Source organism: Algoriphagus aestuariicola (genome assembly GCF_017254835.1).
GTDB lineage: Bacteria > Bacteroidota > Bacteroidia > Cytophagales > Cyclobacteriaceae > Algoriphagus > Algoriphagus aestuariicola.
In genome coordinates, this window is record NZ_JAFKCW010000003.1 from 505,571 (window position 1) to 530,311 (window position 24,741).

20 protein-coding genes are annotated in these 24,741 nt (G+C 47.6%); 8 read left to right on the forward strand and 12 right to left on the reverse strand.

Annotated features, from left to right (window positions below; translation table 11 throughout):
• Nucleotides 1–8 precede the first annotated feature (8 nt).
• Both J0A67_RS14910 and J0A67_RS14915 read right to left on the reverse strand, forming a co-directional pair.
• Entirely contained in the window at nt 9–713 is a 705-nt protein-coding gene (locus tag J0A67_RS14910) for a methyltransferase domain-containing protein (protein WP_206570162.1), read from the reverse strand.
• Complete coding sequence (locus tag J0A67_RS14915; RefSeq protein WP_206570163.1) at nt 710–1,789, reverse strand: type III polyketide synthase; 1,080 nt, start codon at nt 1,787–1,789, stop codon at nt 710–712. The genes J0A67_RS14910 and J0A67_RS14915 overlap by 4 nt, the downstream gene beginning before the upstream one ends.
• Before the next feature lie 87 nt (nt 1,790–1,876).
• Here J0A67_RS14915 and J0A67_RS14920 point away from each other — a divergent pair, with 87 nt between their 5' ends.
• Nucleotides 1,877–2,773 (forward strand): UbiA family prenyltransferase, encoded by an 897-nt coding sequence (locus tag J0A67_RS14920; RefSeq protein WP_206570164.1) that lies wholly within the window; start codon nt 1,877–1,879, stop codon nt 2,771–2,773.
• Here the strand turns inward: J0A67_RS14920 and J0A67_RS14925 are convergent, their stop codons facing one another.
• Nucleotides 2,774–3,892: an NAD(P)/FAD-dependent oxidoreductase gene (locus tag J0A67_RS14925; protein ID WP_206570165.1), complete on the reverse strand. Its 1,119-nt coding sequence runs from the start codon at nt 3,890–3,892 to the stop codon at nt 2,774–2,776. It abuts the gene before it with no gap.
• A 107-nt stretch (nt 3,893–3,999) separates the two neighbouring features.
• On the opposite strand from J0A67_RS14925, the gene J0A67_RS14930 reads away from it, so the two are divergent.
• Both J0A67_RS14930 and J0A67_RS14935 read left to right on the forward strand, forming a co-directional pair.
• Nucleotides 4,000–6,534, forward strand: a complete 2,535-nt coding sequence (locus tag J0A67_RS14930) for a zinc-dependent metalloprotease (protein WP_206570166.1) — start codon at nt 4,000–4,002, stop codon at nt 6,532–6,534.
• 77 nt (nt 6,535–6,611) lie between these two features.
• On the forward strand, nt 6,612–7,025 hold the full coding sequence (locus J0A67_RS14935; protein ID WP_206570167.1) for a Fur family transcriptional regulator: 414 nt from the start codon (nt 6,612–6,614) through the stop codon (nt 7,023–7,025).
• On the opposite strand, the gene J0A67_RS14940 is transcribed toward J0A67_RS14935, so the two are convergent.
• Entirely contained in the window at nt 7,022–7,252 is a 231-nt protein-coding gene (locus tag J0A67_RS14940; protein ID WP_206570168.1) for a hypothetical protein, read from the reverse strand. The genes J0A67_RS14935 and J0A67_RS14940 overlap by 4 nt on opposite strands.
• A 151-nt stretch (nt 7,253–7,403) precedes the next feature.
• On the opposite strand from J0A67_RS14940, the gene J0A67_RS14945 reads away from it, so the two are divergent.
• Complete coding sequence (locus J0A67_RS14945) at nt 7,404–7,877, forward strand: YcxB family protein (protein ID WP_206570169.1); 474 nt, start codon at nt 7,404–7,406, stop codon at nt 7,875–7,877.
• 158 nt (nt 7,878–8,035) lie between these two features.
• Here J0A67_RS14945 and J0A67_RS14950 read toward each other — a convergent pair whose 3' ends face one another.
• On the reverse strand, nt 8,036–11,173 hold the full coding sequence (locus tag J0A67_RS14950) for a S41 family peptidase (RefSeq protein WP_206570170.1): 3,138 nt from the start codon (nt 11,171–11,173) through the stop codon (nt 8,036–8,038).
• Between the two features lie 95 nt (nt 11,174–11,268).
• On the opposite strand from J0A67_RS14950, the gene rlmH reads away from it, so the two are divergent.
• Nucleotides 11,269–11,742, forward strand: a complete 474-nt coding sequence (gene rlmH, locus J0A67_RS14955; RefSeq protein ID WP_206570171.1) for a 23S rRNA (pseudouridine(1915)-N(3))-methyltransferase RlmH — start codon at nt 11,269–11,271, stop codon at nt 11,740–11,742.
• A gap of 158 nt (nt 11,743–11,900) precedes the next feature.
• Nucleotides 11,901–12,731, forward strand: a complete 831-nt coding sequence (locus J0A67_RS14960; protein ID WP_206570172.1) for a hypothetical protein — start codon at nt 11,901–11,903, stop codon at nt 12,729–12,731.
• A gap of 119 nt (nt 12,732–12,850) precedes the next feature.
• On the opposite strand, the gene J0A67_RS14965 is transcribed toward J0A67_RS14960, so the two are convergent.
• From J0A67_RS14965 to J0A67_RS14975, 3 genes are read right to left on the reverse strand one after another with little or no spacing between them, the layout of a single operon-like run.
• On the reverse strand, nt 12,851–13,366 hold the full coding sequence (locus tag J0A67_RS14965) for an FKBP-type peptidyl-prolyl cis-trans isomerase (RefSeq protein ID WP_206570173.1): 516 nt from the start codon (nt 13,364–13,366) through the stop codon (nt 12,851–12,853).
• A 17-nt stretch (nt 13,367–13,383) separates the two neighbouring features.
• Nucleotides 13,384–15,084, reverse strand: coding sequence for a capsule assembly Wzi family protein (locus J0A67_RS14970; protein WP_206570174.1), 1,701 nt, complete (start codon nt 15,082–15,084; stop codon nt 13,384–13,386).
• A 3-nt stretch (nt 15,085–15,087) separates the two neighbouring features.
• Nucleotides 15,088–15,744, reverse strand: a complete 657-nt coding sequence (locus J0A67_RS14975) for a hypothetical protein (RefSeq protein ID WP_206570175.1) — start codon at nt 15,742–15,744, stop codon at nt 15,088–15,090.
• Nucleotides 15,745–15,875: 131 nt separating this feature from the next.
• Here J0A67_RS14975 and wecB point away from each other — a divergent pair, with 131 nt between their 5' ends.
• Both wecB and J0A67_RS14985 read left to right on the forward strand, forming a co-directional pair.
• The gene (wecB, locus tag J0A67_RS14980; protein ID WP_206570176.1) at nt 15,876–16,970 is read left to right on the forward strand and encodes a non-hydrolyzing UDP-N-acetylglucosamine 2-epimerase; all 1,095 of its coding nucleotides are present in this window, start codon (nt 15,876–15,878) and stop codon (nt 16,968–16,970) included.
• The gene (locus J0A67_RS14985; RefSeq protein ID WP_206570177.1) at nt 16,967–17,449 is read left to right on the forward strand and encodes a cupin domain-containing protein; all 483 of its coding nucleotides are present in this window, start codon (nt 16,967–16,969) and stop codon (nt 17,447–17,449) included. Before wecB ends, J0A67_RS14985 begins: the two co-directional genes overlap by 4 nt.
• Before the next feature lie 124 nt (nt 17,450–17,573).
• Here the strand turns inward: J0A67_RS14985 and J0A67_RS14990 are convergent, their stop codons facing one another.
• The 4 genes from J0A67_RS14990 to J0A67_RS15005 all read right to left on the reverse strand — a co-directional run bounded on the left by J0A67_RS14990 (nt 17,574) and on the right by J0A67_RS15005 (nt 24,667).
• Nucleotides 17,574–20,450: a TonB-dependent receptor gene (locus tag J0A67_RS14990; RefSeq protein ID WP_206570178.1), complete on the reverse strand. Its 2,877-nt coding sequence runs from the start codon at nt 20,448–20,450 to the stop codon at nt 17,574–17,576.
• 111 nt (nt 20,451–20,561) lie between these two features.
• Nucleotides 20,562–21,797 carry a beta-helix domain-containing protein gene (locus tag J0A67_RS14995; protein ID WP_241265201.1) on the reverse strand — a complete coding sequence of 412 codons (1,236 nt, stop codon included), beginning with the start codon at nt 21,795–21,797 and terminating at the stop codon, nt 20,562–20,564.
• A 184-nt stretch (nt 21,798–21,981) separates the two neighbouring features.
• A complete protein-coding gene (locus J0A67_RS15000; protein WP_206570179.1) occupies nt 21,982–22,953 on the reverse strand; it encodes an AAA family ATPase in 972 nt (323 codons plus the stop codon).
• Nucleotides 22,954–23,179: 226 nt separating this feature from the next.
• The gene (locus J0A67_RS15005) at nt 23,180–24,667 is read right to left on the reverse strand and encodes a beta-helix domain-containing protein (RefSeq protein ID WP_206570180.1); all 1,488 of its coding nucleotides are present in this window, start codon (nt 24,665–24,667) and stop codon (nt 23,180–23,182) included.
• Between the last annotated feature and the right edge of the window lie 74 nt (nt 24,668–24,741).

A 24,741-nucleotide genomic window follows, 5' to 3' on the forward strand; every position in this document is an offset into this window, starting at 1 on the left:
TGTTTGAATTAGAATACGATCAAAATTTGCCATCTAAAAGCCCAAAACCAACGGATTTCGAAAGAATCTATTCCAGAGATCTCAAAAATCCGTTCCCAGTCCTCTTTTGTGAAACTTCTTAGCACCGACAGCGACGCATCATTCCGGACCATGGCAGATTTGCTAAATACACGGGTTAAAAGCCGAATACTGTGAAAAGCGAACCAGTGACGGTGAAGGTCATTGATGACGATGCCCATGGATGCTTTGGCCCGAAAGGCTCTAATCAGGCTGGCCAGTTCCTGATCAGTAAAGTGATGGGTAAAGAGGGTACAGGTTATGATGTCCACTTTTTCCCTGGGAAAATCGGGATCGAATACGTTTTGCACCTTCCAGCGAACATTCGTCACTTCTTTCAACCTGATTTTTGCCAAGTCTATAATGTTCGGGTTGGCGTCAATCCCGATAAAATTAACTTTCAGATTCTGTGATTTGGCCCATCTATCCATAATGCCAATCATATCTCCCCCGCCGCAGCCGATATCTGCAATCCGGTAAGATGACTGGGGGCGAAGTTTCATCAGTTTAGCCAATCCATTGGTAGTGACGTGGTTTCCTCCCAGCCATCTATTGATCGTCTTCAGCTCTCGCAGAGTCTGCTCCAGCTCTTCTCCGGAGCAGTCGAGGTTGTCCATGAGCTCCTTTTGCCCGCTCCGTTTTTCAAAGATGCTCATTGCTTCACGAGGTGTAAAGTCTCCAAAGTCAGCCCTGGACCAAAACCCATCGAAAGGATTTCCCCTTGGACATTTGGATCTTTCATCATACGATCCAACACAAACAGGATGGAGGCGGAGGACATGTTCCCGAATTGCCGCAGCACGTCCGAAGCATGGAAATTTGCCTCTGGTCCAAGTTCAAAAGCCTCCTGTACTTTTTGCAAAATCTGTTTTCCCCCAGGGTGGATCGCGAAATTCGGGATTTTACTCAGGGCAAATTTCCTCTCGAAGACGTTTCTGAGTTGACGAATTCCCTGATCCAGAAGGGTAGGGATGTATTTGCTCAGCTTCATCTCAAACCCAAAATCCCCAATTCCCCAAGCCATATCCTGGTCACCATTCCGAAGCACCTGACTAAGGTAGGACTTGATTTTAAGGCCTTTTTTCGCATTCATTACCAAAGCAGCGGCGGCGCCATCCCCAAACAGGGAATTGGCAAGCTGGTTGTCTTCCGAAAATTCTTTCTGAAAATGAAGCGTGCACAGCTCCACCGAGACCAACAAAACTTTGGCATCGAGCTCAGTCCTCAAGATTTTGTCCGCAAGTTTCAATCCGGTAAAAGCCGCATAGCAGCCCATGAAATGCACACAATACCGCTCTACAGAATCATCCAACCCCAGCCTTTCCATCAACTGAAGCTCCACTCCAGGAGCGACCATTCCCGTGCAGGATACCAAAATCAGATGAGTGAGTGCCTTAGTGTGCACCCCTGCCTGCTCCAGGCTGGAAAAAGCGGCCTTGGCAGCGAGATCCGGAGCAGCTTTCTGAAAAACCTCCATCCTAGCCTTGGTCCCCGGAAAGGGCTCTAAGGCTTGGTTGTTGGGAAAAAAAGAGAAATCCTCGACCCTCAATTTGTCAAAATCCTCCAGTACACTGTGCCTGGTTTCAATACCGGTCTTCCGATAGAGAAATCCCAGCTTTCTACCTTCCACTTCATCCAGCTGATGAGCGAGCCGCATAAATCGGGCAATTTCGGATTGTGGTATCGGAGCTCCGGGATTCGAAAGGCCGATGCTAACTATGGTCGAACTCATCAGTTTAAGTTAAAGGATAATTTCTAAATTGATAACTACTTCTTAACCATCCAAACCAGATAAGGTTATGGGGCAACCAAACAAGACATGATTACCAGATCCAGTCTACGCCACCTCCGCATCCCCTTCTCTTTGTTTTTGATGCCGGTATTTCTATTTGCCCTTGGCCTGACTCCAGACTTGGACGGTGAGCGAGTGCTGTTGGTTTTTTTGGCGCTCCACCTGTTTCTATATCCGAGCAGCAACGGATACAACAGCTACTTTGACAAGGACGAAGAGAGTATCGGTGGACTGAAGCATCCGCCCAAAGTCACCGCAGACTTGTATTGGCTTTCCTTTGGATTTTTGTTTGTAGCGCTAGGATTGGGGGCAATGATCAGCTGGAGTTTTGCCAGCATGCTTTTGGTCTATGCCTTGGTAAGCATGGCTTATTCCCACACTTCCATTCGGATCAAAAAATACCCCTGGGCGAGTTGGTTTATCGCCGGATTTTTTCAGGGCTATTTCACATTTGCGATGTGCTATGTAGGGTTGGGCAATCTGGGCTGGGACACTATGTTAAAGCCCCACGTCTTTATTCCAGGACTTTTGACCAGTCTGATGCTGTGGGGAAATTACCCCCTGACTCAGGTATACCAGCACGGCGAGGACTCGAGACGCGGCGATCATACTTTAAGTCTGAAACTGGGTATCAAAGGCACGTTTATGTTTTCAGCTTTACTTTTTGCGCTTACGGGGGCTGCCTTTGCGTGGTATTATATGGATCGAAATCAGACGGACATTCTGTGGGTTTATCTCGGTGCTATGGCGCCTGTCATGCTGTATTTTCTCACGTGGTTCAGGTTCGTGATTTCCAACCCGGAGAAATATGCTTCTTATTCTTGGGCGATGGGCATGAACAGCATCTCATCCTTGCTTCTAAACGCCTTCTTTATCTATTATTTTCTGGAAAATACCCAGGTCCTACAGCTATTTAGCCAGTGATCAAAAGGGTTTGCCGTGCGTGTTTTTGATTATTTGCTGCGCAAAAAAAGGACTATTCCGGATGAGCTTCCCTGCAAACACTGAAACTCCCCTTGCCCCAAACAGTCGCTGAAGGTGTCTGCCGACCCAAAGTCGCCTGCGAAAAGCGGCATTCCAAGATTTAGAGTAAATGCTTTCAACTTCTACTCTGCTTTTTCCCAGAAGAATCGCATCCGCAGCCATCTTTCCAGAATGGATCGCCATGGCCATCCCGTTGCCGCAAAGCGGTGTGATCAATCCTGCCGCATCTCCCGCCATCAAGATGTGCTGCTCTACTGGCATTTTTGGCTCGAAATTGATCTCATTGATCACTTCCGGTTTTTCCAGGAGAAATTCGCTTTCCTGAAAAACCCTTTTCAAAATCGGATTTTTCCATAGAATCTGTCGCTCCATTTCTTCTATCGAACCGTGCATACGCAGCTGATCCCTATTGCCGAGATAGCAAAGATTTACCTTTCCATCCTCTATCGCATTGAGCCCACAATAACCGCCGGAAAAATTGTGAAGAGCGACGGTGTCTCGAGGAAAATCGGCGTAGATGTGGTATTTGACACCGATATACGGGCTCACTTTTTGTATAAAAGGACGATCCAGCGTCTTATCCAATTTGCTTCGTTTGCCAAAAGCACCGATCACAAACCCGGCTTCAACAATGGAGTGGTCGGAAAGGGTCAGAGCGAACTTTTCTGTCCGCTCCTCAAACACCGCATCGAACACCTGAATTTTGGTCTTTACTTCCACTCCGGCTGCCTTTGCCTTTTGGTAGAGCCAATCGTCCAGCATATATCTGCTGATGCCAATTCCCCCCAAGTCGAGGGGAATACTTACGGACTTTCCCTTGGTATCACTAAACTCGAAATTGGAGATCGTGGGTATTTCCAAAAAGTCAGGATAAAGCTGCTCCCTTTTCAAAAAATCAAGCACCTCGTTGGAGATGTATTCCCCGCACACGCGGTGAAACGGATATGCTTTCTTCTCGATCAACAGGACCCTCTTCCCCTTTCTTGAAAGAAGAATAGAGGAGACCAGGCCAGCCAGTCCGCCGCCGATGACAATAATTTCCTTTTCTGTTTCCTTCAAGAGCCTTTGGTTTGAGGATGGAACCGCTTATCAAAAAACGAGTTTGCCTGTCCATTTATCCCACGGTTTGGAAGTTATTTTAATTCCAAATTTCAACTTACGTTAAAATGAACAAAACACTACCCAAATTACTGAGGAGATCTCTTCTTGTTTTGGGTGTGATGGGGGCTCTACTTGTTTCAGAGGACTCATTCGCCCAAAAGAAAAAGAAAAAAGGCAAAGAGCAGCCCGCCCCTACCGCTCCAGCCAGACCGCAAAACGGCGGACCGACCAACGGCCCTAAGCCCTATAAAGAAGTCATCACTGCTAAGGCAAAGACCAAGGAAGGCTTGTTTGATGTCCATCAGGTCGACGACAAATACTTCTACGAAATCCCGGATTCACTCTTTGGCAGAGACATGCTGATGGTCGTCCGTGTGGCTAAAACGGCAGACGGAATCGGGTACGGGGGCGAAAACACCAACAACCTCATGGTACGCTGGGACAAAAACGGAGACGATATTCTCCTGAAAGTCGTCTCGGTCAACAACTATGCGGCTGATTCCCTCCCGATATCGATGGCGGTAAAAGCCTCCAACCTGGAACCGATTCTTCAGAAGTTCCCAGTAAAGTCCAGGGCTACCGACTCTACGGGTACGGTCATCGACGTGACCGACCTGTTTAGCAAAGACACACCTGCCCTTGGCCTACAGCGAAATAGAAGAACCCAATACAAGGTAACCCGTCTAGACACTGACCGCACCTACATCGCGCATATCAATTCCTACCCGATCAATATCGAGTCGCGCTATGTGTTGACCTATGCCGCTTCCGAGCCCCCCTCAAATAGTTCGACCGGCTTGATCACTTTGGAGATGAACGCCTCCATGATTCTGCTTCCCAAAGTACCGATGAAGCAGAGGCTCGCGGATCGTCGAGTGGGCTGGTTTGCAAGATCCTATGTCGACTACGGATCCGATCAGCAAAAGGCCGCTTCACGCCGCTACCTCGACCGATGGAGACTGGAGGTCAAGCCTGAGGATATGGAAAAATTCAAGCGAGGCGAATTGGTGGAGCCGGTGAAGCCGATTGTCTTCTACATTGACCCTGCCACGCCAAAACAGTGGATTCCCTATCTGATCGCAGGCGTGGAAGACTGGCAGGTAGCCTTTGAGGAGGCTGGTTTCAAAAATGCCATCCTTGCCAAGGAAGCACCAAGCCCGGAAGAAGATCCGACTTGGAGCGCAGAGGACGCGCGTTTCTCTGTGATTAGGTATTTTGCCTCTGATATTCAAAACGCCTACGGACCCCACGTATCTGATCCAAGGTCTGGGGAGATCCTGGAGTCCCATATCGGGTGGTACCACAACGTAATGAACCTGCTAAGAAACTGGTTTTTTATCCAGACTGCCGCCATCAATCCTGATGCTAGAGGCGTAAACTTTTCAGAAGAAACCATGGGCAGACTCATTCGTTTTGTCTCTTCGCACGAAGTGGGTCATACCCTCGGCCTACCGCACAACTTCGCTTCATCCGTAGCATATCCGGTGGAAAAGCTCCGCGACGCGGAATTCACGAAGGAATTTGGCACCGCACCATCCATCATGGACTATGCCCGCTTCAACTACATCGCACAACCTGAGGACGAAGGAGTGAGCTTGATGCCAAATGTCGGCCCCTATGACAAATACGCGGTGATGTGGGGCTACCGTCCTATTCCTGACGCGAAAACTCCAGAAGACGAGCAAGCCATCTTGAACCAGTGGATATTGGACAAAAAAGGTGATCCCGTCTATCGCTATGGCCGCCAAGGAAACAGCTATGATCCTACTGCCCAGTCCGAAGACTTGGGTGACAACGCAGTAAAGGCCTCCGAATACGGTATCCAAAACCTGAAGCGAATCATGCCTAATCTGCGTGAGTGGACCACTGAGGAAAACAAGCCCTTCAAGGACTACTCTGATTTGGAAGAGATGTATGGCCAAGTGATCACGCAGTTTAACCGCTACATGGGCCATGTCAGAACCAATGTCGGAGGCGTAGAAGAGATCTACAAATCGGCAGGCGAAGACGCCCCTGTCTATATCCATACTTCCAAGGAGATGCAGAAATCCGCAGTGGACTTTCTGAACAAGCAACTTTTCGCCACTCCTAGCTGGATGATGGATGACGAGATCATTTCCAGGATCGGCGACTTCGGTGCGCTTGAGCGTATCCGAAGTATTCAGGCAAATTCTCTCAATGGCCTCCTCGAATGGGGTCGCTTGGGCAGAGTGATCGAAAACGAAGCGCTCAACGGCGCTGATGCCTATAAGATCACCGAGCTTTTCGACGACATACGCAAAGGCATCTGGACTGAGCTGTCCTCTGGCAAAACCATCGACGTACACCGTAGAGCGCTGCAGCGCGCGCACATCGAAAAGCTGGAAGAACTGCTCACCGAGAGCCCAAGCCCGGTGCCTGCACAATTCCGGCAGTATGTCGGACCGCAGATCAACGCCTCCCAGTCGGATATACGGCCTATGGCGAGAGGGGAATTGAAGACCCTTCAGACTCAGATCAAAGCAGCGATAGGCCGCACTTCTGATCGAATGTCCAAGCTACATCTGGAAGATGCACTGGCAAGGATCGACAAAATCCTAGCGGAGGAATCCGGAAAATAAACACCAAATGGCGCCGAATTCGGCGCCATTTTTTTTCACTTGATTTTTTGAGTTAATTTGACCGTCAAACAAAGCACATGATAAACCCAACGGCCATATTACAGTCCCACAAGCTAAGGATCACCGATTGTCGGCTGGATATCATCCAGGAGTTTTTGGACAAGAATATCGCTTTGTCCCATTCGGATTTGGAAGAAACGCTCAATCAGCAGTTTGATCGGGTGACGATCTACCGCACGCTCAAGACCTTTCTGGACAAAGACCTAATTCACAAAGTATTGGACGACAGTGGCGCGACTAAATACGCACTGTGTTCCCATGGAGAAGCAGTTCATGACCACAGCCATGAACACGTCCATTTCAAGTGCGAAAACTGCGGCGAGACCACGTGTTTGGAGGACATCACCTTACCCCAGATCAAGCTTCCTCCAAGATTTGTAAAGAAGGAAATGAGTTTGTTGGTACAGGGGATCTGCGAAAAATGCCGCTAAAATTCCACCGGTTCGGGAGATTTTGATTTTTTGGGTGCATCTGATGGCCAAATCACCCCTGGAGGCAAATCGATCTTGGGAGGCGTGAGGTTCTCTATCCCCCCATCCCCATCGTCATTGTTGCTGTTGCCCCTCCGGAGAGAATTTTTTGTCATGGTGGCCACAAAATAAATCAAGATGACATACGCCACTCCGCACATAAATAGATCGATCACGAGACTGTTCATGGCCAAAAATTTTCAGATAAGATAATCGAATGCGCCTTCTAAATCAATGGAATAATCCATTTGTTTTCATCCCATTGCAGGATTTATGATTTTATTCGGCTTGCTTAATCAATCCGATAGGCGGATATTTGCGCTCTCTAATTAGTCACCGATGATTATCAAAACCAAAAAATACCAGCTCGAGACGGGCACCTATATTAAAATGGGTCTAAAATCCATCCTCAAGGAACAGTGGTGGGTCATCCTGATTGCTTTGGCGATCTGCTGCGGATACTTTTGGATCGCTTCCATTTGGTGGATCGTCGGAGCTTTGATCGCCTATGGCCTATATGTGCTCTTTTGGACGATCCAGTTTACAGGAATCACACAGATGGAGCAAAACAAGGCTATTTTCCAAAAAATGGCCTATGAGATTGACAGCCGCCAGATCCTGATGAAGCTCAACGCCCGTGAAGGCATGCCGGTCCAGTGGAACATGATCAAGCGCGTGGAGCTCACCAAAGACGCTTTTGTACTGTACATGTCCAAAGCGCAGTTTATCCACCTACCATTCCGCATCTTCAATACCGAAAACGAAAAGAAATTCATGGAGACAATCCTGAAGCGCAAGGAGTTGATCAAGTAAGTTTTTTAGGACTAGAAATTTGAAAGCCACCCCAAAAAATTGAGGTGGCTTTTGTTTTCAACCGACTTTGAGCTTTTTCGGGGACGTTTACTAGAGATTTTTTGGGCAGTTCAACGACTCGCTCCTTTACAAACATCGTATTTTGGTCGAGCACACTCCTACTTCAACTTTTCCAAGATCACCTCGATTGCCTTGTCCAATTGTTTTTGATGGCCTTCCAGGCGATCCACAAAGCCCTCATCCATGCGGAAGTCCGGCTCGACTCCGTCTTTCTCCAGATTTCGCCCATCCAAGGTGTAGCAGCCCCAAGCTGGAAGTCGGTAGAAAGATCCATCCACCAATCCTTGTCCCGAGGTGAAAATAATCCAGCGGTAGGTCTCTGTTCCAATTATTGTCCCCAACCCGAGATGCTTAAAGCCATGCGCGGTCATTTCCGCATCAGAAAGGGATTGCTCGTTGATTAGCAGGACGATGGGTTTGTCCGAAGGAGCAAAGTTGGGCTGCTTGGTCAGCTTCCCGTCCCGGTATTTCCACTGGAGATAGCTTCGCTGGCTGAGAAACTGCAACACCTGGTCGTGGACATTTCCCCCGGTATTGTAGCGCAGATCGAGGATAAGACCTTCACGGTCGGCCTTGTTGGACACCATGTATTCGAGGAAATGCTGGAGCTCTCCTCCACCCATATTTTTCATATGTACGTAGGAAATCCGATCTTCTGACTTTTCGTCCACATAGGCTTCGTTGCTGTCCATCCATTCGTCATAAAGCCAAGCCTTCATCTGACCGGTGGAAGCCGGATGAGCCTTGAAGCTGACTTCGGTTCCGCTTCTGTCAAAGGTCAAAACCAGCTCCTCTGCCATGCTAGGTGCGGCAAAGTAAGCTTCCCGATTCTTGCCTGACTCGATTCGCACACCGTTCACTGCCACTAGTTTGTCGCCGGGGCGTACGGGCATAGGCTCCAGATCGGCCGGACTGTGTTTCAGTATTCGGTTGACCACGAAGGGGTTTTCTTCCTCGAAGACAATCCCTGCATTCATGGAGCGGGTACCAAAGTATCCCTGTTCTTCCTCCCCGAATGAACTGAAGCCAAAGTGAGAGGTATTCAGCTCACCAAGCATATCGTTGAAAATCGTACGGAGGTGCTCGCGATTGTGGACATAGGGTAGAAACTGCGCATATCGATCCCGCAGCTCCTGCCAGTTTTCGCCATGGAAGTCCCCATCGTAGAAGTTTTGCTCCATCCCAACCCATGCTTCGAAGTACATCTGCTCAAACTCATCCCTAAGTTTTTTGTTGAAAGTCTGGGAAAACTTGATCTCCTCGGTTTTGTTCGCGGCTGGGTCCAAGGTGTGGACTTTTCCGCCTGCCAACAAATACACTTTGTCTTTGGCCTGCACCAAGTCAAAGCCCCCGATTCGGTCGTCGCTCACTTTTTCAGTTTTGGGTTTTTCAAATTCCTCAAACGTTGTCTTCCATAGCTTGGGATTACCCTGATCGTGGTTGGAAGTATAAAATACCCAAGTCTTGCCATCCTTTTGCAAGACGAAGGGATTGTCCTGCTCACCAAATGACGGCCCAACGAGTTCCAATCTATCCATCAAGTCGCCTGGAGTGATTTTGACTTTTACAGCCGGCTTTTCAGCCGGGGAGTCTTTCTTGTCTTTGTCTTCCTTGGGCTCTTCTTTGAACAGTTCGGCCACTTTATCCGACTCAAAAAGCTCCGCAAACTTGTCCAGCTTCATCCGGTAGATATGGGCGCTCGTGGTGCCGTAGGGGTAGCTGACGTGGGTGCGGTCCGACGAAAAATAAATGTATTTGCCATCGGGAGACCAATAGGGAGAATTCTCCGTCACGAGGGTTTCCGTGAGATTGAGGATTTTCTGAGTGGGTCGATGGTAGACGATGACTTCGCGCTCGAAATTTCGGATGGGGCTAAAAACCACATATTCCCCATCTGGAGACAAATATGGACTTGGTGTATACAGTCCCCAAAGTTCGTCCTCAACCAAAGTCTTGCTCTCAAGCGTGTTCAAATCAATCTCCCGGATCAGGTTTCTGCCGCCTACATAGACGCCAAGCGTCCTGTCTTTATTCAAAGTTAGCTGGCGGTTTTTGAATAAGTCGTTGGTAAGTTGCTTTTCCTCGCCGGGATTCTGGGCAGAGATGGTAAACCAATTGTGATAGCCCTTCACCGTGCGGGAATAGATCAATGTCTTATTGTCTGCCAGCCACTTCACTTCCTCCACCGCTTCCTTTGGATCTGTCGGAATCTGCTGGATAAACTTCCCCTTGACATCAGAGATAAACAGTACCCCCCTACTCACAAAAGCCATCTTGGTTCCGTCTGGAGAGACATCGAAATGGCTGATGTTATTAGAGACGTTTCGACTAATGTCGCGCTCCAAGGTTTGGTTTTGAAAGATGGCGATGCTGGGCTGTGAGGTTTGTCCGGTGGCTACGTCGTACACGTACACTTGATAATCCTTGCGAAACACGATCTTCTCTCCATTTGCACTCACCTTGGGCCACATGATGGAACTGGTGAAGTCGGTCAATTTTGTTTTTGCCCCATTTTTAAAAGTATACAGGTTATATTCTCCGTTGGCCTCGTCTGACTGGAAATAGACGTTTCCATTTTGGTCTATAGTTGCCCCAAAGTCCTTTCCCTCATAATCGGTGTACTGGGTAAACTTCTTGGTTTCGGGACTATAGGACTGGATATCCGGATTATACTCCCCTTTGTAGCGCTTGCGGTGTGCAAAGTTTTTGCTTTCCCAGGTCTCGTTAAAATAGATTTCGCCGGTCTTCGGCTGCACGACTGCCCCATGCACGGTATTGAAGTAGTGTTGGAAAAGGCGCTTGGGAGTCGCTCCGTTTAGATCTACCTCGTAGGCAGCAAAGGAATTGTAACGATTGGAAGTGAAGTAGATTTTGTCGCTTTCCCAGCCCCATGACTCCACCTCGTCCACACCGTCATGAAAGGTCAGCTGACGAATGTCTCCTCCCGCCAAAGGCATCAAAAAAACGTCCTTGTTTCCGTATTGCTCGGCTGTAAAGGCCAGCCATTTTCCATCTGGGGATACTGCAGGTCTGGATTCAATGCCCTCCATGGCTGTTAGCCGTAAGGCTGCCCCGCCTGAGACCGGGACTCTCCAAAGGTCTCCCTCATAGCTGAAAACGATCTCCTTGGCATCGGGTGTCAAGGTGGGATCAAGCACAAAATAGGGGTTGGATGTCTGGGCAAATCCAAAGTTTGTCGCACAAAAAAGTCCAAATGCAATAAGCGTTTTTTTCATAAGTAGGGGGCTATGAAGGTTCTCTGAAGGAAAGTAAGTTTTATCCCCGAGATTGGAAAGGGAAAAGGTATGGTGGGCTTTTCCTAGATTTGCGCATGACTATCAAACTGATCGCGATCGGAAAGACAGACCACAAAGCCATCATTGCGCTGGTAGATGAGTACAGCAAGCGTCTGAATTTTTACATCAGGTTTGAGCTCGAAATCATCCCTGACCTGAAACACACGAAGTCACTTTCCGAAGTCCTCCAAAAGGAAAAAGAAGGGGAATTGATTCTAAAAAACATCATCCCTTCCGATGACTTGATCCTGCTGGATGAGCGGGGAAAAAGCTACTCCTCTGTGGACTTTTCGGAGTACCTTCAGAAAAAGATGAACTCAGGCCTGAAACAATTGATCTTCGTGATTGGCGGGCCATATGGTTTTTCAGATGAAGTCTACAGCCGTGCAAACGGTAAAATCTCCATCTCCAAGATGACGTTTTCGCATCAGATGATCCGGCCTTTTTTTATCGAGCAGCTCTACCGGGCCATGACGATCCTCCGCAATGAGCCCTACCATCATCAGTAGGCAGTGATCAGTCACAGTAGGTAGAGGGCAGATTGCTAACTATGACTGAATACTGACACCGCCTGCTGGACTCCAATGTTAAGTTTTTGATTGAAATTTTTCCAATGTTACCAAATTGTTAACTTTGGATTAATCGATTAACATTGGCTTCACACCGCATGAAAAAGGTGCTGTTCATACTCGTGATTCTTACTGGGCTGGTTTCTGCGACCATGTCACAGACGAATTTAGTGGAGTATGAAACGCTGAGTTTCGATTCCGAAATGGAAAAGGCCATTTGGCAATCAGAAAAAGAGAGTCCTTTTTCGCTTTTTCGAGCAGTTCAGGCGGAAAAATCAGGCTCGGAAGATGCTTGGGCCAGTCTGGTCAATGAACTCGACTCGAAAGCAGCCAAGAACTCCACTGATGTCAATTTCCTCCGGCACATCTTCCAAAAATCCAGTCAGCGCCTTTTCAAAAAGTACGAGCAACACTCGACTTTCAACTCTATGCTCTCTGAGGGAAGGTTCGATTGCGTGAGCGGTTCAGCTGCCTTGGGAATGCTGTTGGAACGATACGGGTATTCCTATGATATCGTGGAGACTGACTACCACGTATTTATAGTCGTCAACATGGACGGTAAGGAAATAGTACTCGAAAGCACGCTGCCAGTAGGCGGAATGATCACTGCACCTTCTGAAGTGGAAAAGTATTTAGACGCATACAAGCCGGCTGAATTTGTGTCGGCAAAGGCAGTTAGCCAGCGTCTCGCTGGGCCAGAAATCGACTACAGTGACAACTCCATCTTTAGAAAAGTGAGTCTGACGCAGTTGGCTGGACTTCAATATTACAATGATGCCATCGTGCATTTCAACGCCCAGGCCTTCGGCCAGGCAGTTGAGCAGCTATCCAAAGCGTATTTGCTGTACCCTTCGGATCGGATTTTGGGCCTCCGTGAGCTAAGCGTTGACTTGGCTTACAAAACCTTTGGCCACGAACTGAAAAAGTGAAAAAGGGCTTCTGAAAATCAGAAGCCCTTCTTTTATCGGCGGATGAGTCTCACACCATAAAAAAGGCCCAATTCTAGTTGAAAAGGGCCATGATATGCCTGGCGTGGGAATCCAGCTTTTCAGTGATGATGGTGCCCGTCCGGTCCATGCACATGCCCATGCTCAATCTCCACCGGCTGAGCCTCTCTTATCGACACGATTTTTCCCTCAAAGAACAAGTCATAACCGGCCAAAGGCGGATTGAAGTCCATATGAACGCCTCGATAGTCCACCTTGGTTATTTCTCCACGCATCTGATTTCCTTTGTCATCCTGCATTGGGATCACATTCCCAACCTTCAAAAGATCCTTGTTCTTCTTCCCGTCTTCTTTAAAATTGGATTTTGGAATAATAGCTTTTTTGTTGTCGTCATAGTCGCCATACGCGTTTTCAAAGTCAATCGCCACCGTGAAAACCTCACCAGCTTCTTTTCCGGCGATTGCCTCCTCAAACTTCGGAAGGACATTTTGATGTCCAAAAAGGAAGTAAAAAGGAGAATCTTCAGTAACTGTCTCATACAGTTCCTGACCATTTTCACCGTCGTCTACTTTCAGCACATAGGCTACTGCCACGACTTTGTTTTTTTCTGCTTTCATGTTGGTTGGTTGTAATATCAGCGGAACAGGTAGGTCAACCCAATCTGCCCCACGAAGTTCTTGCGATCATAGCCACTGACAAAATAAGTTTGCCCGGTCGGATCATTTTCGAGATACCATTTGTAGTTGAGAGTACTCACGTATTGCAGTTTTCCACCAAGTAAAAAGTCTCCAAACTTCCACTCTGGTGCCAAGGTAAACACAAGGTCCACATACTTGTTTCTGAGGTCTTTGGAAGCTTCGTATCGGAAGTAATAATAGTCCGCATTGTACTCGATTCGTTCAAACTGAAGTCCAATCTTCTTAAGGCCTTCCACCCAAGCAAGACCAACAAAAAGCTGGTTTGCTGCTGGTCCATTACCAATACCGAGTGTCTCTCCTTTGTGGGTATAGCCATGCCGCACATGGTCGTGAATATACCAGGTACGCAGCTGTCGGATCTCCTCGCGTATCGGCTGCCCAGACTGGGTCATTTCGGAACTCAGCTCCAGAAACCTCCCCGGCTTCTTTAACTTCATTAAATGGGCAAATCCAAAAGTGAAGGCTCTGCCCTGCTCCGGAGTGGTGATAAACTCCTCAAACTTGCGGCTGTTTCCGCGAGTTCCGTATTCGCCGTAGAACTCGAAGCGACCGGCCGGTGCTAGCCATCTAAAAAATCCAGAGCTAAACTGCTGCCGCTTGTCCCGCACTGGGTCAAAAACATTAGAAGGCCCTTTTCTGCCATTGAATATCGGCATCAGATCCCCAAAGGTCGACACATCCTCTCGGTACATGTGATTGACCGACCCATAGCCCAAAAACAGGCCTGGAACCCATTTCGGCTGATAGGTCAGCACCACACCGCCTAAATACCGATTCCCATTTTCCCTTTTCGGGATGTACACGAGATTTTGCTGGAAGACGTAATCAGGCCAAGGCGGCAAAAACTTGGTCGATTTTAGAAAACCGGAAATCACCTGGCCTTCAAACGATCCGATGGGAGTACTAACGGGTTTGCGGGTATTTAGCGTGAAATGGAGAAAGCCTGGGGCATTGTTTCCCAACAGCAGGGAATTTCTTCTTCCGGGACCCCACCAAAGGTTCTCGGTGGAAATACCTACTGAATATTCCTTTAGGTTAAACCTCAAACTTGACTGTCCAGGATAAGCTCGGTTGTATATGCCATCCCCGAATCGTTCTGGCATGTCGATCCGGTTCATGTACTCATAGTAAAACAAGATTGAAGACTGATGCTCAATGGGGAAACCTTGGTAATCCCTGTTTTGTGCCAAAAGAACCTCCGGCTGAAACTGCAGGCTAAATTTGCCATATTCAACATAGACGCCTGGGCTAAAAATCTGCTGCACACCTCTGTTGGGGATAAAGGCCCCCTCATTAGCCGCGGAGGCATAGGTAGAGTTATACTGCATTTTGTACACCCCTGGCATCATCAAAAATTTACCCTTGGTCCCGATTCTGCTGTGAAGGGTAGAAATGTCCAAGTCAACTACGGAGCTGTCCAGATCAAACCCATTTTCAATACCAAAAGCCTCGGTGGGAAATATCGGCCGGATCATCCAGGAAGAAGCGGAGTCTACCTGCCCTAAGAGCTGCAGTCTCCGGAGGTAGTCATCCAAGACCGGGGTACCTACCGGAATGGTTTGAGAAAATGCAAGGGGCTTGATCCCTAACAACAAACAAACTAAGGTGACTTTCAAAAATCTCAACTTTGTTCTCATTCCTTAATTGGTTTGGATAGCTACAACTTCGACCTTAGCCAGGGACCAAGATTCGTCACAAATTGGACTAGGCGAATTGACCGCAGTGAGATCTCCACCCATGTACAATTTCACATTGGGGTTGGAATGCTCAATCAACTTGGATATGCTGTATCTAGTGGTATAGTTTGGAGCCTCTGGCCCAAAAATGCATAGTCCTGGCAAATCGGTCTGAACGGCGCCGGACTTGGGTACGTTTTGCCGGAAATAATCATTGGGATAAGACTGATAAAGGCAGTAGGTAGACACGCAGGGAGTATTGGAGAAGGTAGTCCTGAAGACTTCAATGCCATCGTATCCCATATACCAAGCGTCGGGTCCGCCAATGCCATCGTCCGAATTGCCATCCCAGCTGTCGTGGACGAAGATATCCAAAGTTATTTTCAGGTAGTTGTGAGCTGGCAGGTCCCCGATGTTGACTGCCACCTCATCGTTGTGATAAATCCCTACGACGGTGTCGTTATTGTAGATATAAAGCTTGGCATTCTCGAAGCCAGCCAGATCCAAATCTGAAAAATCGTTGGAATAAGCTATCTGTTCTGTTTCCACTGTAGGCAGGCAGGAGGTAATTAGAAAAGCCAAACCCAAAAGCAGCCAAACCCCCAAACTAATTTTTCTCATTTATTCACTTTTATTCAAAAAACACGGGCAAAGAAACAAAAATCTAACCAAACACGAGGCATGAAAGTTAGGAACGGGTCCCCGGACACCGGTTGGATTGCCTATTTTTGTACAAACCATACGAATCGCTCATGCCCAAGTTCACCATAGTCGCAGGTGCAAGACCCAATTTCATGAAAATCGCCCCCATCATCCACGCTTTTCAACGACAAAAAAAAGCGGGAATTGAAGTAGGATACCGCTTGGTACACACCGGGCAGCACTATGACAAAAAGATGTCAGGGGACTTCTTTGAGCAGCTCAGCATCCCAGAGCCCGATGCAAATCTAGGCGGCGGGGGAGGAACCCAAGCTGAGCAAACTGCCGCCATTATGGTCGCTTTTGAAAAGGAATTGATGGAAAACCGGCCAAATCTGGTCATTGTCGTGGGCGATGTCACCAGTACATTGGCCTGCTCCATTGCCGCAAAAAAACTTCAAATCGACGTCGCTCACGTGGAAGGAGGCATCAGATCGGGAGACCTGTCCATGCCCGAGGAGATCAACCGCATGGTCACCGACAGCATCACCGACCATTTCTTCACCACCTCCGAGATCGCAAACGTTAATCTGCGAAAAGCGGGAGTACCTGAGGAAAGAATCCACTTTGTGGGTAACACCATGATCGACACGTTGATGGCCCAGCTCCCCAATTTCAGAAAGCCTCAAGGCGAAATGTTCAATCACTTGAGGCCCGGAAACTACTTTGTGATGACCATGCATCGCCCGGCAAACGTCGATCAGGAGCATTCACTCAAAGCTATGATCGATGCCATACTGGAGGGAATCGGCGGCCTGTCCATAGTCTTCCCCGTGCATCCCCGTACGGCCAAAAACCTCCAAAACTTGGGCATAAATGCCGCGAACCTCCTGCTATGTGAACCTTTGGGCTACCTGGAATTTAACTACTTGGTAAAAAATGCCAAGGGCGTCATCACCGACTCCGGAGGAGTGACTGAGGAAACCTCCGTAATGGATGTCCCCTGCATCACGCTTCGCGATAATACCGAAAGGCCTGAAACTACCCTTCTCGGGACAAACGAGCTTGTCGGTACCGATCCAAAAAAACTCAAACCCTATCTTGACAAAATCATGAAAGGCGAGTGGAAACACTACCAGGGAATCCCATTTTGGGATGGAAAAACAGCCGATCGTATCGTGGACACACTCATCAAAACCTATTCATGAATTCCGATCGTGTTGATGAGTTAATCGAAAAACTGGGCCTAAAGGCTCATCCAGAAGGAGGCTTCTATTCAGAAGTCTACCGATCCAGGGAAAAAGCAGCTACTGATGCTGGTGAGAGAAGCCTGTGCACATCGATTTTCTTCTTACTTCGTTCGGCGGATGTTTCCCATTTCCACAGAATACAAAGCGATGAACTTTGGTTTTGGCATGAAGGATCACCGCTTTCCGTCCACTTGCTGGGAGAAAAGGGACACCAAATTCTCAAACTTGGGCCGGCAGATCAACAGGGCACTTTACCTCAGCATCTGGTAAAAGCGCACAGCATATTTGGCAGCACGGTCGACCATCCCGAGAGTTTTTCGCTGGTTTCCTGCGTGGTCGCGCCGGGCTTTGATTTCAGGGATTTCGAGCTTTTCGAGAGGGAAGAGCTACTGGCCAAATTCCCCTCTTCGGTCGAAATCATCCGAAAACTAACCTGATAGACCTCATTGACTCTTTGAGCCGCTAGGGGAAGAGTTCAGCTTAGATCGCTACACGATTTCGGTAAATGGCAAAGAGGCTGCTTTATGGGCAGCCTCTTGCTTTATGGTAGGTAGTGGTAGTTTAGAATGAAAACGCGACGTTGAAGTTGATTTTAGTCCCAGGTGCAAGGCTGGTAAAGATCTGATCTTGTGCTTCGTAGGCCTTGAACACAGTCTCGCGCTTTTGGTTGAGAATATTCTGCACACCCAATCCGGCCTGGATTCTCTCATCTGCGCCAAACGATTTGTTCAGGTTGAAATTTAGCGAGTGGAAAGGCACTGAGAAGGTATCGGTACGATTGCCGAAGCCAACGTAAGTCAGAGTCGGACCCTGCACGTTATAGAACAAACCTGCTTCCAAACCTGTGGCGAAGTTATTGAAAGACAAACCGGTGTTGATGATGAATGGCGCTTGACCGGCCATCTGACGGGTGTCATCGATTACTTCTCCTTCTTTTGCGGAGTTTGTTCGGGATCTCAATTCAGACTCAGACATCTTGATCTGCGACTCGGTTATGGTGACGTTGGTATTCCAGGCAAAATTCTCCAGAGACGGCGTGATGAATTTGAGGGATTTTCTGAATTCAAACTCCAAACCCGCTACTGAGCCGTTGCCCACGTTTCTTGGCTGGAATGTGCCCGGATCTGCCAGGAACTGCACCATCTCGATCGGTCTGTCAAAGGTCTTGTAGAAAGCGCTCACGGAAAACATCTCGCCACGCTGCTGGAATAGCTCCCATCTCAAGTCAAAGTTGTTGATACGGGTGGAAGTCAAGTTGCCATCCCAAAGTACTTCGCTGCCACCATTGGTAGTTTCCTGATAGAGACCACCGATGAAGGTACGTCCTGAAATTGGATCAAGAATCTCGGCATAGGAGAGCTCCTTGAAGGAAGGCCTAGCGGTAGTCCTGGTAGCGGAAAGCCTCAAGTTTTGGTTTTCCTTCAGATTATAGATCAAGTTTACCGTAGGAAAGAAATCCAAATCATCCAGCATCTCGACCAGGTCAAACACGATATCACCGGTTTGGTTAGTACCAGTATAATACTGGTTAAACTGCTCCACTCTAAGCCCCACGACTGCCTTAAGCTTTTCCGCCGGATTCAACTCCATAGAGGCGTACCCTCCCATAGTCGTCGCATAGGCTTCGTATTCGTTGGGATTGGTAGGGATAAAGTCCGGATTGTAGCGTACACCGTTTCTGTTGTCGGCAGAGAAGAGGTTTTCCTCGTCCAAGATCTGGTTGGGATCGCCAGTAAGCTCAGTGTCGCCTGTTGGGAACTGAAAGCTTTGGATGTTGAAAAGTCGGTGTTTGAAAGAGTAGCTTCCGCCGAATTTAAGCTTGGCATCCCTGTTCCAAAGGGACAGGTTTCTGGTGATATCGCCTTTACCGTTCAGGTTTTCCTCCTGAAGCGATCTCCAGATTCGTGCGGGAAGACCAACTTCCGTGGAGACATTGTTGGTGGGCTGTCTGAAGCGGGTAAACCTGATGTCCGGATCGTCAATGGTGGAAAGAGTCGGAGCGATCTTCCAGCTCAATTCCCAATCCCTACCATTGAAGAAGTGCGTTCCCGACAATAGGATACTAGTCAGCGCTCTCTGGCTGTACTCAAGGTTGTATTGCTTGGCCTCAAAGTTTGCACCCAAATTGGTGTTGACGAAGTCGAAAATACCCGCTTTGGATTCACCGTTTTGAAGATGTAGGAAGTTGAGCTTGTACTTGGATGCATTGGTTTTCAAGGCAATTCCCGCCATTCCTCCAAGTAGTACATTGTTCACCCCGTAGTCGCCACGCTGTCTCTCCAAGGGCTCCAGCTCTGTCTCTGTCTCGCCGATGGGCTTACCGTAAAGGTTAAACTCCGCACCCTGGTAGTATTCCGTTTCGTTCTTATAGGTCACTGCGGCATTATAACCCCAGGTTACTTTTGGTCTTGCGATTTGATTTCCAAGAGAAAAAGAAAGTCCAAAATCCATCAAGCTTGATTGACGAGTGCCTCCCAGGGTTTTGTTGAAGTCACCCAGTATTTGTTGGTATTCAAGGCCTGCTGGGCTGTTTGGATTTCCCACGACTTGGCCGTATAGCGGAATGTCAGTTCTTCCGCCAGTTGGAATTGCGCGGGTTCCGTCATCAAATCCCAACCAATCGGTCTTTCCTCCTTCGTAGGTAATGTAATTTTTGTTGAAGTGCATCGAAGGATTCACTCCTACAGAGATGCCCAACTTCATGGTTTTTTCCTCCGGAAAATCCTTGGTCTCGATATCGACCACTCCTCCGGTGAAATCAGCGGGAAGGTCAGATGTAAATGACTTGGAAACGATGATATTGTCTATCACATTGGTCGGGAAGATATCCATCTGTATTGTATTACGGTCAGGATCCAAGCCCGGCACGTCCATGCCGTTTAGGACGGTCTTGGTGTAGCGGTCACCCAGACCACGTACGTAGACGTATTTGCCTCCTTCGATGGAGACACCAGTCACTCGCTTCACTGCTGAAGCAGCGTCGCCGTCGCCGATCTGGCGGAAAGTACTCGCAGAGACTCCGTCCAAAAGATTGGGGGCGCCTCTTTTTACAGACATCAGGGCAGACTCAGTGGTACGGATCGCCGCAGCTTGCACAGTCACGGTCTCCAATTCGGAAGCCTCTTCTTTCATCAGGATGTCCTGAAGTACGTTGACCTCTCCGCTACTAACCTCAACGGAGGTAAGCTCGAAGGTCGTGTAGGAAATGTAGGAAACCTGAATCGTGTAGGTACCAGGCGCTACCTGGATTTCAAACTTGCCATCAAAGTCAGTGACGGCTCCTGTGGATAATTCTTTTATCAAAACAGAAACTCCAAATAATGGCTCTCCGGTCGATTCTTCATAGACTGCGCCACGAATGGTCCCATTCTGGGCAAAGGCGAATCCTGTAAGCAGCTGGAATAGCACTAAGAGTACAATCGCTACTGAGGTTTTCATCAGGGATTTAGATGCTTTGTTTTTCATACAGCAATAGAAATATTATCAGCAAGAAGGAATCCTGAAAAGAAGGATCCTTGCAAGACCTTCTTTTCAGGATATCCAGTTTTTTTATTTGAAGTCGGACAATGCGTTGGCAGCGGCAGCCCAAGTCCAATTGGCAAAGGCAGATTTGTCAGCACCTACGGTATTGGCTTGTGCAGCCACAGAGCTAGCGTGGGCAGAAGTGCCGTTTCTGAATGCCTGATCTAGGGTGACACCTTCAGCCAGAGTAGCTTCTAGCTTGGAGAAGGTCAGGATTCCTTCGGCAAAGTTTGCGATGGTATTGTCCCCGCTGAGCGAAAGGTCTCCTTTGCCAGCATTGTTGTTGGCGGAGGGAGCTGGGAAGTTGAAGAAGTAAAGGTTTGAGAAAGTACCTCTTGCTCCCGCTCTGAAGTCGGCGAATTCGGAGTTGGGATGACCTTTGATAGATCCGTTGGTCACGGTATGTGCGGCGTTGTAGGCTCCTTCTGGTCCATCGATTTCCAAGGCATGGTCAGTATTGGTGCCGCAGATCACGATGAAATTGTCAAGGGTACCAGCCCAAGATTGATCGGTATCTACCGCATCGTCACCGGAATTCCAGATCAGTGCATTTTTTACGGAAACTGTTCCGCCAAACCACTCGATTCCGTCGTCTTGGTTGGCGACTACTTCTATATTTTCGATCACGGTACCGGATCCCACGCCACCAAGAGTAAGGCCGTTGATTTCGTTGCCCTCACCGATATTGGCGCCACCGTGACGGATGGAGATATATTTCAATACGCCCGAGTTGTCAGCGTCGTCGTTTCCGCCATAGAGACCGTTGATGTCAGAGGCTGGGATGCCTTCGATTTGGGTTTCCATAATGTCACCGGCGAAAGAGCCTTTAGCTCTTCCCAATACCAGCAGGCCACCCCAAAGTCCTTCCAAGGTAGGATCCAGGTTGGGAGAAGCCACCTGGCCGGGTTCGATTTCGTCAGCTATGGAGGTGAAGATAATAGGCTGGGAGGCAGTTCCCTCTGCCATGATTTTCGCTCCTCTTGCGATGACCAAGGCCGTGGCGTTGGCACCAGATCCAGCTTGGCCTTTTACAATTACGCCTGGCTGAATGGTGAGTGTTACTCCTGAAGTCACGGCAATCCTACCGCCTAGCACGTAAACTTTACCAGTTTCCCAAGTGGTGTTGGTGGTGATGTTGGAAGTGATCTCGACACTTGAGCCGTTGTCACCATCGGTATCGGGTTTGTCGTTTCCTTCAATACAGCTGGAAAGTCCCAGAAGGGAAGCTGTGATTAGGGTTAACAGGTAGTTGTACTTTTTCATTTGGTATAAATTGAATTATGGTTTTGCGTTTTTCCGATGCAAAACTGCTTTCAATTTTCCCGGCAAGAGAATTTTGCTGTTTATGGTTTTTTTAAAAATCCAGACAGAATTTAATATTGGATTAACAGTGAAAACAAAAAAAAAGGCTTTCCCTGTGGAAAGCCTTTGAAAGCTTGATCTAATGTTATTTCAATGTTACGGACTTGTTAATTGGCACTTTTTCAAGAAGAGTCTTCACCAGGCTTCTCGTGCTTACATTGTCTGCCTCAGCCTCATAGTTGAGCAAAATCCGGTGATTCAGCACGTCTTCGGCTATTTCCTTGATGTCTTCTGGAAGCACATAGTCGCGCCCATCCATGAAGGCCACGGCTTTGGCTGCCAGGTTTAGGTTGATACTTGCCCGCGGTGACACGCCAAACATGATATACTTGGCTTCATCCCTCAATCCATATTGTTGGGGGAATCTGGTCGCAAACACCAATTCGATGATGTAGTGCTCCAGAGGTTCTGCTATGTTTACCGCGTTGATCTGGTTTCGAATATCAAAAATATCCTGCTTGGAAAGGATAGGTCTCACTTCTGAGGAATATTGCATGTTCGACATCCGTCGCATGACTTCCATTTCGTCGGCTTTGGTAGGATAGTCGATGTGGACTTTCATCATGAATCTATCCACTTGAGCCTCAGGTAGAGGATAGGTTCCTTCTTGGTCGACTGGGTTTTGGGTAGCCAGCACCAAAAAAGGCCTGTCAAGGGAAAAAGTCGTCTCCCCAATGGTCACCTGCTTTTCTTGCATAGCTTCCAGCAAAGCGGACTGCACCTTGGCAGGGGAGCGGTTCACTTCATCCGCAAGGATGACGTTGGAAAAGATCGGCCCCTTCTTCACCTCAAAACTCGAAGTCTGCTGGTTGTAGATCATGGTACCAATTAGATCGGAAGGCAGCAAATCCGGAGTAAACTGGATCCGGTTGAAGTCCAGGTGTAGAACCTTGGCGAGGGTGTTGACGGTGAGGGTTTTTGCCAAACCGGGCACCCCTTCGAGAAGGATGTGTCCGTTGGTGAATAGTCCGATTAGCAGGCGATTGACCATCTTGTCCTGACCCACGACTACCTTTTTTACTTCTTGGATTACTTCGGCGATTTTTTCCTGATGCATGAATTACCGTTTTTGGAGCCTGAAATGGCGAGGCTAAAATAGGGAGATTTGTACCAAAGGACAATCTTAATTCTTAGCAATGGTAAAGCCCAAAGCCTATTGGGTTTTTAGGAAATTTTAAGAGGAAAAATCAAAATCCAATCTCAGCAAAAAAAAAAGGGAATGAGAAAAAATCCCATTCCCTAACTTATAGAAAGGCAATCAAGCCCAATCCTATAATGACCGCTTATAGGTTTTCATGGATGATCGACCACTTTTTAAATGGCTCTGGGTCCACTCCTACACTATTGATTCCAATATTTGACATGATTGTTACTCGCTCGGACCACTCCAAAAACTCCGAGCTGGTAAAAGGGTCATAGGAATATACCTCTAACTCACTTACCTTAGGCATATACTTCTTTGGTACCAGATTGATCCAATAGTTAACCACTGCAGGTTCCCAACTATCTGCACCCACTGGGTAATCCCCACTATCTAAACTAGGAGTGAATTCAAAATAGATCTCCGATAAATCTGTGTTTGAGTTTTCTTCGAAATTCAAAATCCCCCCTCCGCCACTTACAAAAATGGATCCCTTGTTAATGTGATGATTCCCTCCATAATAATTCCCTTTAGGCCCGCCAACAATAATTGATGAAATACAATTGCCCAAATAAAAATTTTCTAACGTTCCATTCCATCCCTGATCGATACTCAGTCCTGTGCCCGTATCACTGACCATGATGTTTTCCAAATTCACAGCACCTCCCAAAACCCTAATCCCGATCTGACCGCCTTGAAAAACCTCCACCTTATCCACCTGAGTACCGGAACCAACAGCCGCCAGGGTCAACGGACCCACATTCCGGATCGAAACATAGTTTAAAACTCCGGAATTGTCTTGGCCGTCATTTCCACCATAAATCAGCCCATATTCCGCTCCATCCTCCCCTTTTAGAGAAACTTCGGTAAAATTACTCGCGAATGAACCTTTTGCATTTCCCAAAATAACAATACCTCCTTTGGCATTATTAGTATAAAGATCCGGAGCTTGAGGAAGAAATGACGATTTAATTTGGCCGGGTTGGATTTTGTCAAATATCGAGGTAAAAATAATTGGCTCTTCTTGGGTTCCATTTGCCATGATTTTTGCCCCTCTTTCAATCACCAAGAAAGGAATTGCCTCACCTTCTTTCTCTGCGTCAACCTTTACAATCACCCCTTTTTGGATGGTAAGAGTGGCACTTGGCAAAACTGAAACCTGCTCAGACAGGATATAGGTTTTACCGCTTTCCCAGGTTTGATCGGTTGAAATATCAGAAGATACTCGTATCGTATTTGGCAAATCTGAGACGGTAAGCTTCATTTCTGATTTCGCCATATCACCATTCATATCCCTTGCCTCAAACTCAAAAAGCACATCTTCCCCGATTTCCAATGGACTTGGGGCATAGGTAAATGTGGAGTAGAAGTATTTAAGTTTTGCTTGGTTTAAATTCCAAACTTCAAATTCTTCTCCATTTTTCAAAATTCTAAAGCTGGACAAGAAATCCTTACCAAATACACCTATTGTCAAAGGGCCAATGGATTCATAAACCTGTACTTCCAAAACATCCGGGACTCCATTTACCTCTATAGGATTATTTGGTAACGGTTTCTCTGTAGTGTCACACCCGATGACGATGCCTAGCAGGATGGCAAATTGGACGAGAATAATTTTAGGCTTTTTCATATTCTATAAAAATTTAAGGGAAAAAAAAATGAAACTATTATCCTAAAATACAAAAAAGAACGGCAAAAAAACAA

Bases quoted from the DNA above. Each gene is read 5' to 3' on its own strand.
- J0A67_RS14910 (WP_206570162.1), bottom strand. From the start codon at position 713: ATGAGCATCTTTGAAAAACGGAGCGGGCAAAAGGAGCTCATGGACAAC.
- J0A67_RS14915 (WP_206570163.1), bottom strand. From the start codon at position 1,789: ATGAGTTCGACCATAGTTAGCATCGGCCTTTCGAATCCCGGAGCTCCG.
- J0A67_RS14920 (WP_206570164.1), top strand. From the start codon at position 1,877: ATGATTACCAGATCCAGTCTACGCCACCTCCGCATCCCCTTCTCTTTG.
- J0A67_RS14930 (WP_206570166.1), top strand. From the start codon at position 4,000: ATGAACAAAACACTACCCAAATTACTGAGGAGATCTCTTCTTGTTTTG.
- J0A67_RS14935 (WP_206570167.1), top strand. From the start codon at position 6,612: ATGATAAACCCAACGGCCATATTACAGTCCCACAAGCTAAGGATCACC.
- J0A67_RS14940 (WP_206570168.1), bottom strand. From the start codon at position 7,252: ATGAACAGTCTCGTGATCGATCTATTTATGTGCGGAGTGGCGTATGTC.
- J0A67_RS14945 (WP_206570169.1), top strand. From the start codon at position 7,404: ATGATTATCAAAACCAAAAAATACCAGCTCGAGACGGGCACCTATATT.
- J0A67_RS14950 (WP_206570170.1), bottom strand. From the start codon at position 11,173: ATGAAAAAAACGCTTATTGCATTTGGACTTTTTTGTGCGACAAACTTT.
- rlmH (WP_206570171.1), top strand. From the start codon at position 11,269: ATGACTATCAAACTGATCGCGATCGGAAAGACAGACCACAAAGCCATC.
- J0A67_RS14960 (WP_206570172.1), top strand. From the start codon at position 11,901: ATGAAAAAGGTGCTGTTCATACTCGTGATTCTTACTGGGCTGGTTTCT.
- J0A67_RS14965 (WP_206570173.1), bottom strand. From the start codon at position 13,366: ATGAAAGCAGAAAAAAACAAAGTCGTGGCAGTAGCCTATGTGCTGAAA.
- J0A67_RS14970 (WP_206570174.1), bottom strand. From the start codon at position 15,084: ATGAGAACAAAGTTGAGATTTTTGAAAGTCACCTTAGTTTGTTTGTTG.
- J0A67_RS14975 (WP_206570175.1), bottom strand. From the start codon at position 15,744: ATGAGAAAAATTAGTTTGGGGGTTTGGCTGCTTTTGGGTTTGGCTTTT.
- wecB (WP_206570176.1), top strand. From the start codon at position 15,876: ATGCCCAAGTTCACCATAGTCGCAGGTGCAAGACCCAATTTCATGAAA.
- J0A67_RS14985 (WP_206570177.1), top strand. From the start codon at position 16,967: ATGAATTCCGATCGTGTTGATGAGTTAATCGAAAAACTGGGCCTAAAG.
- J0A67_RS14990 (WP_206570178.1), bottom strand. From the start codon at position 20,450: ATGAAAACCTCAGTAGCGATTGTACTCTTAGTGCTATTCCAGCTGCTT.
- J0A67_RS14995 (WP_241265201.1), bottom strand. From the start codon at position 21,797: ATGAAAAAGTACAACTACCTGTTAACCCTAATCACAGCTTCCCTTCTG.
- J0A67_RS15000 (WP_206570179.1), bottom strand. From the start codon at position 22,953: ATGCATCAGGAAAAAATCGCCGAAGTAATCCAAGAAGTAAAAAAGGTA.
- J0A67_RS15005 (WP_206570180.1), bottom strand. From the start codon at position 24,667: ATGAAAAAGCCTAAAATTATTCTCGTCCAATTTGCCATCCTGCTAGGC.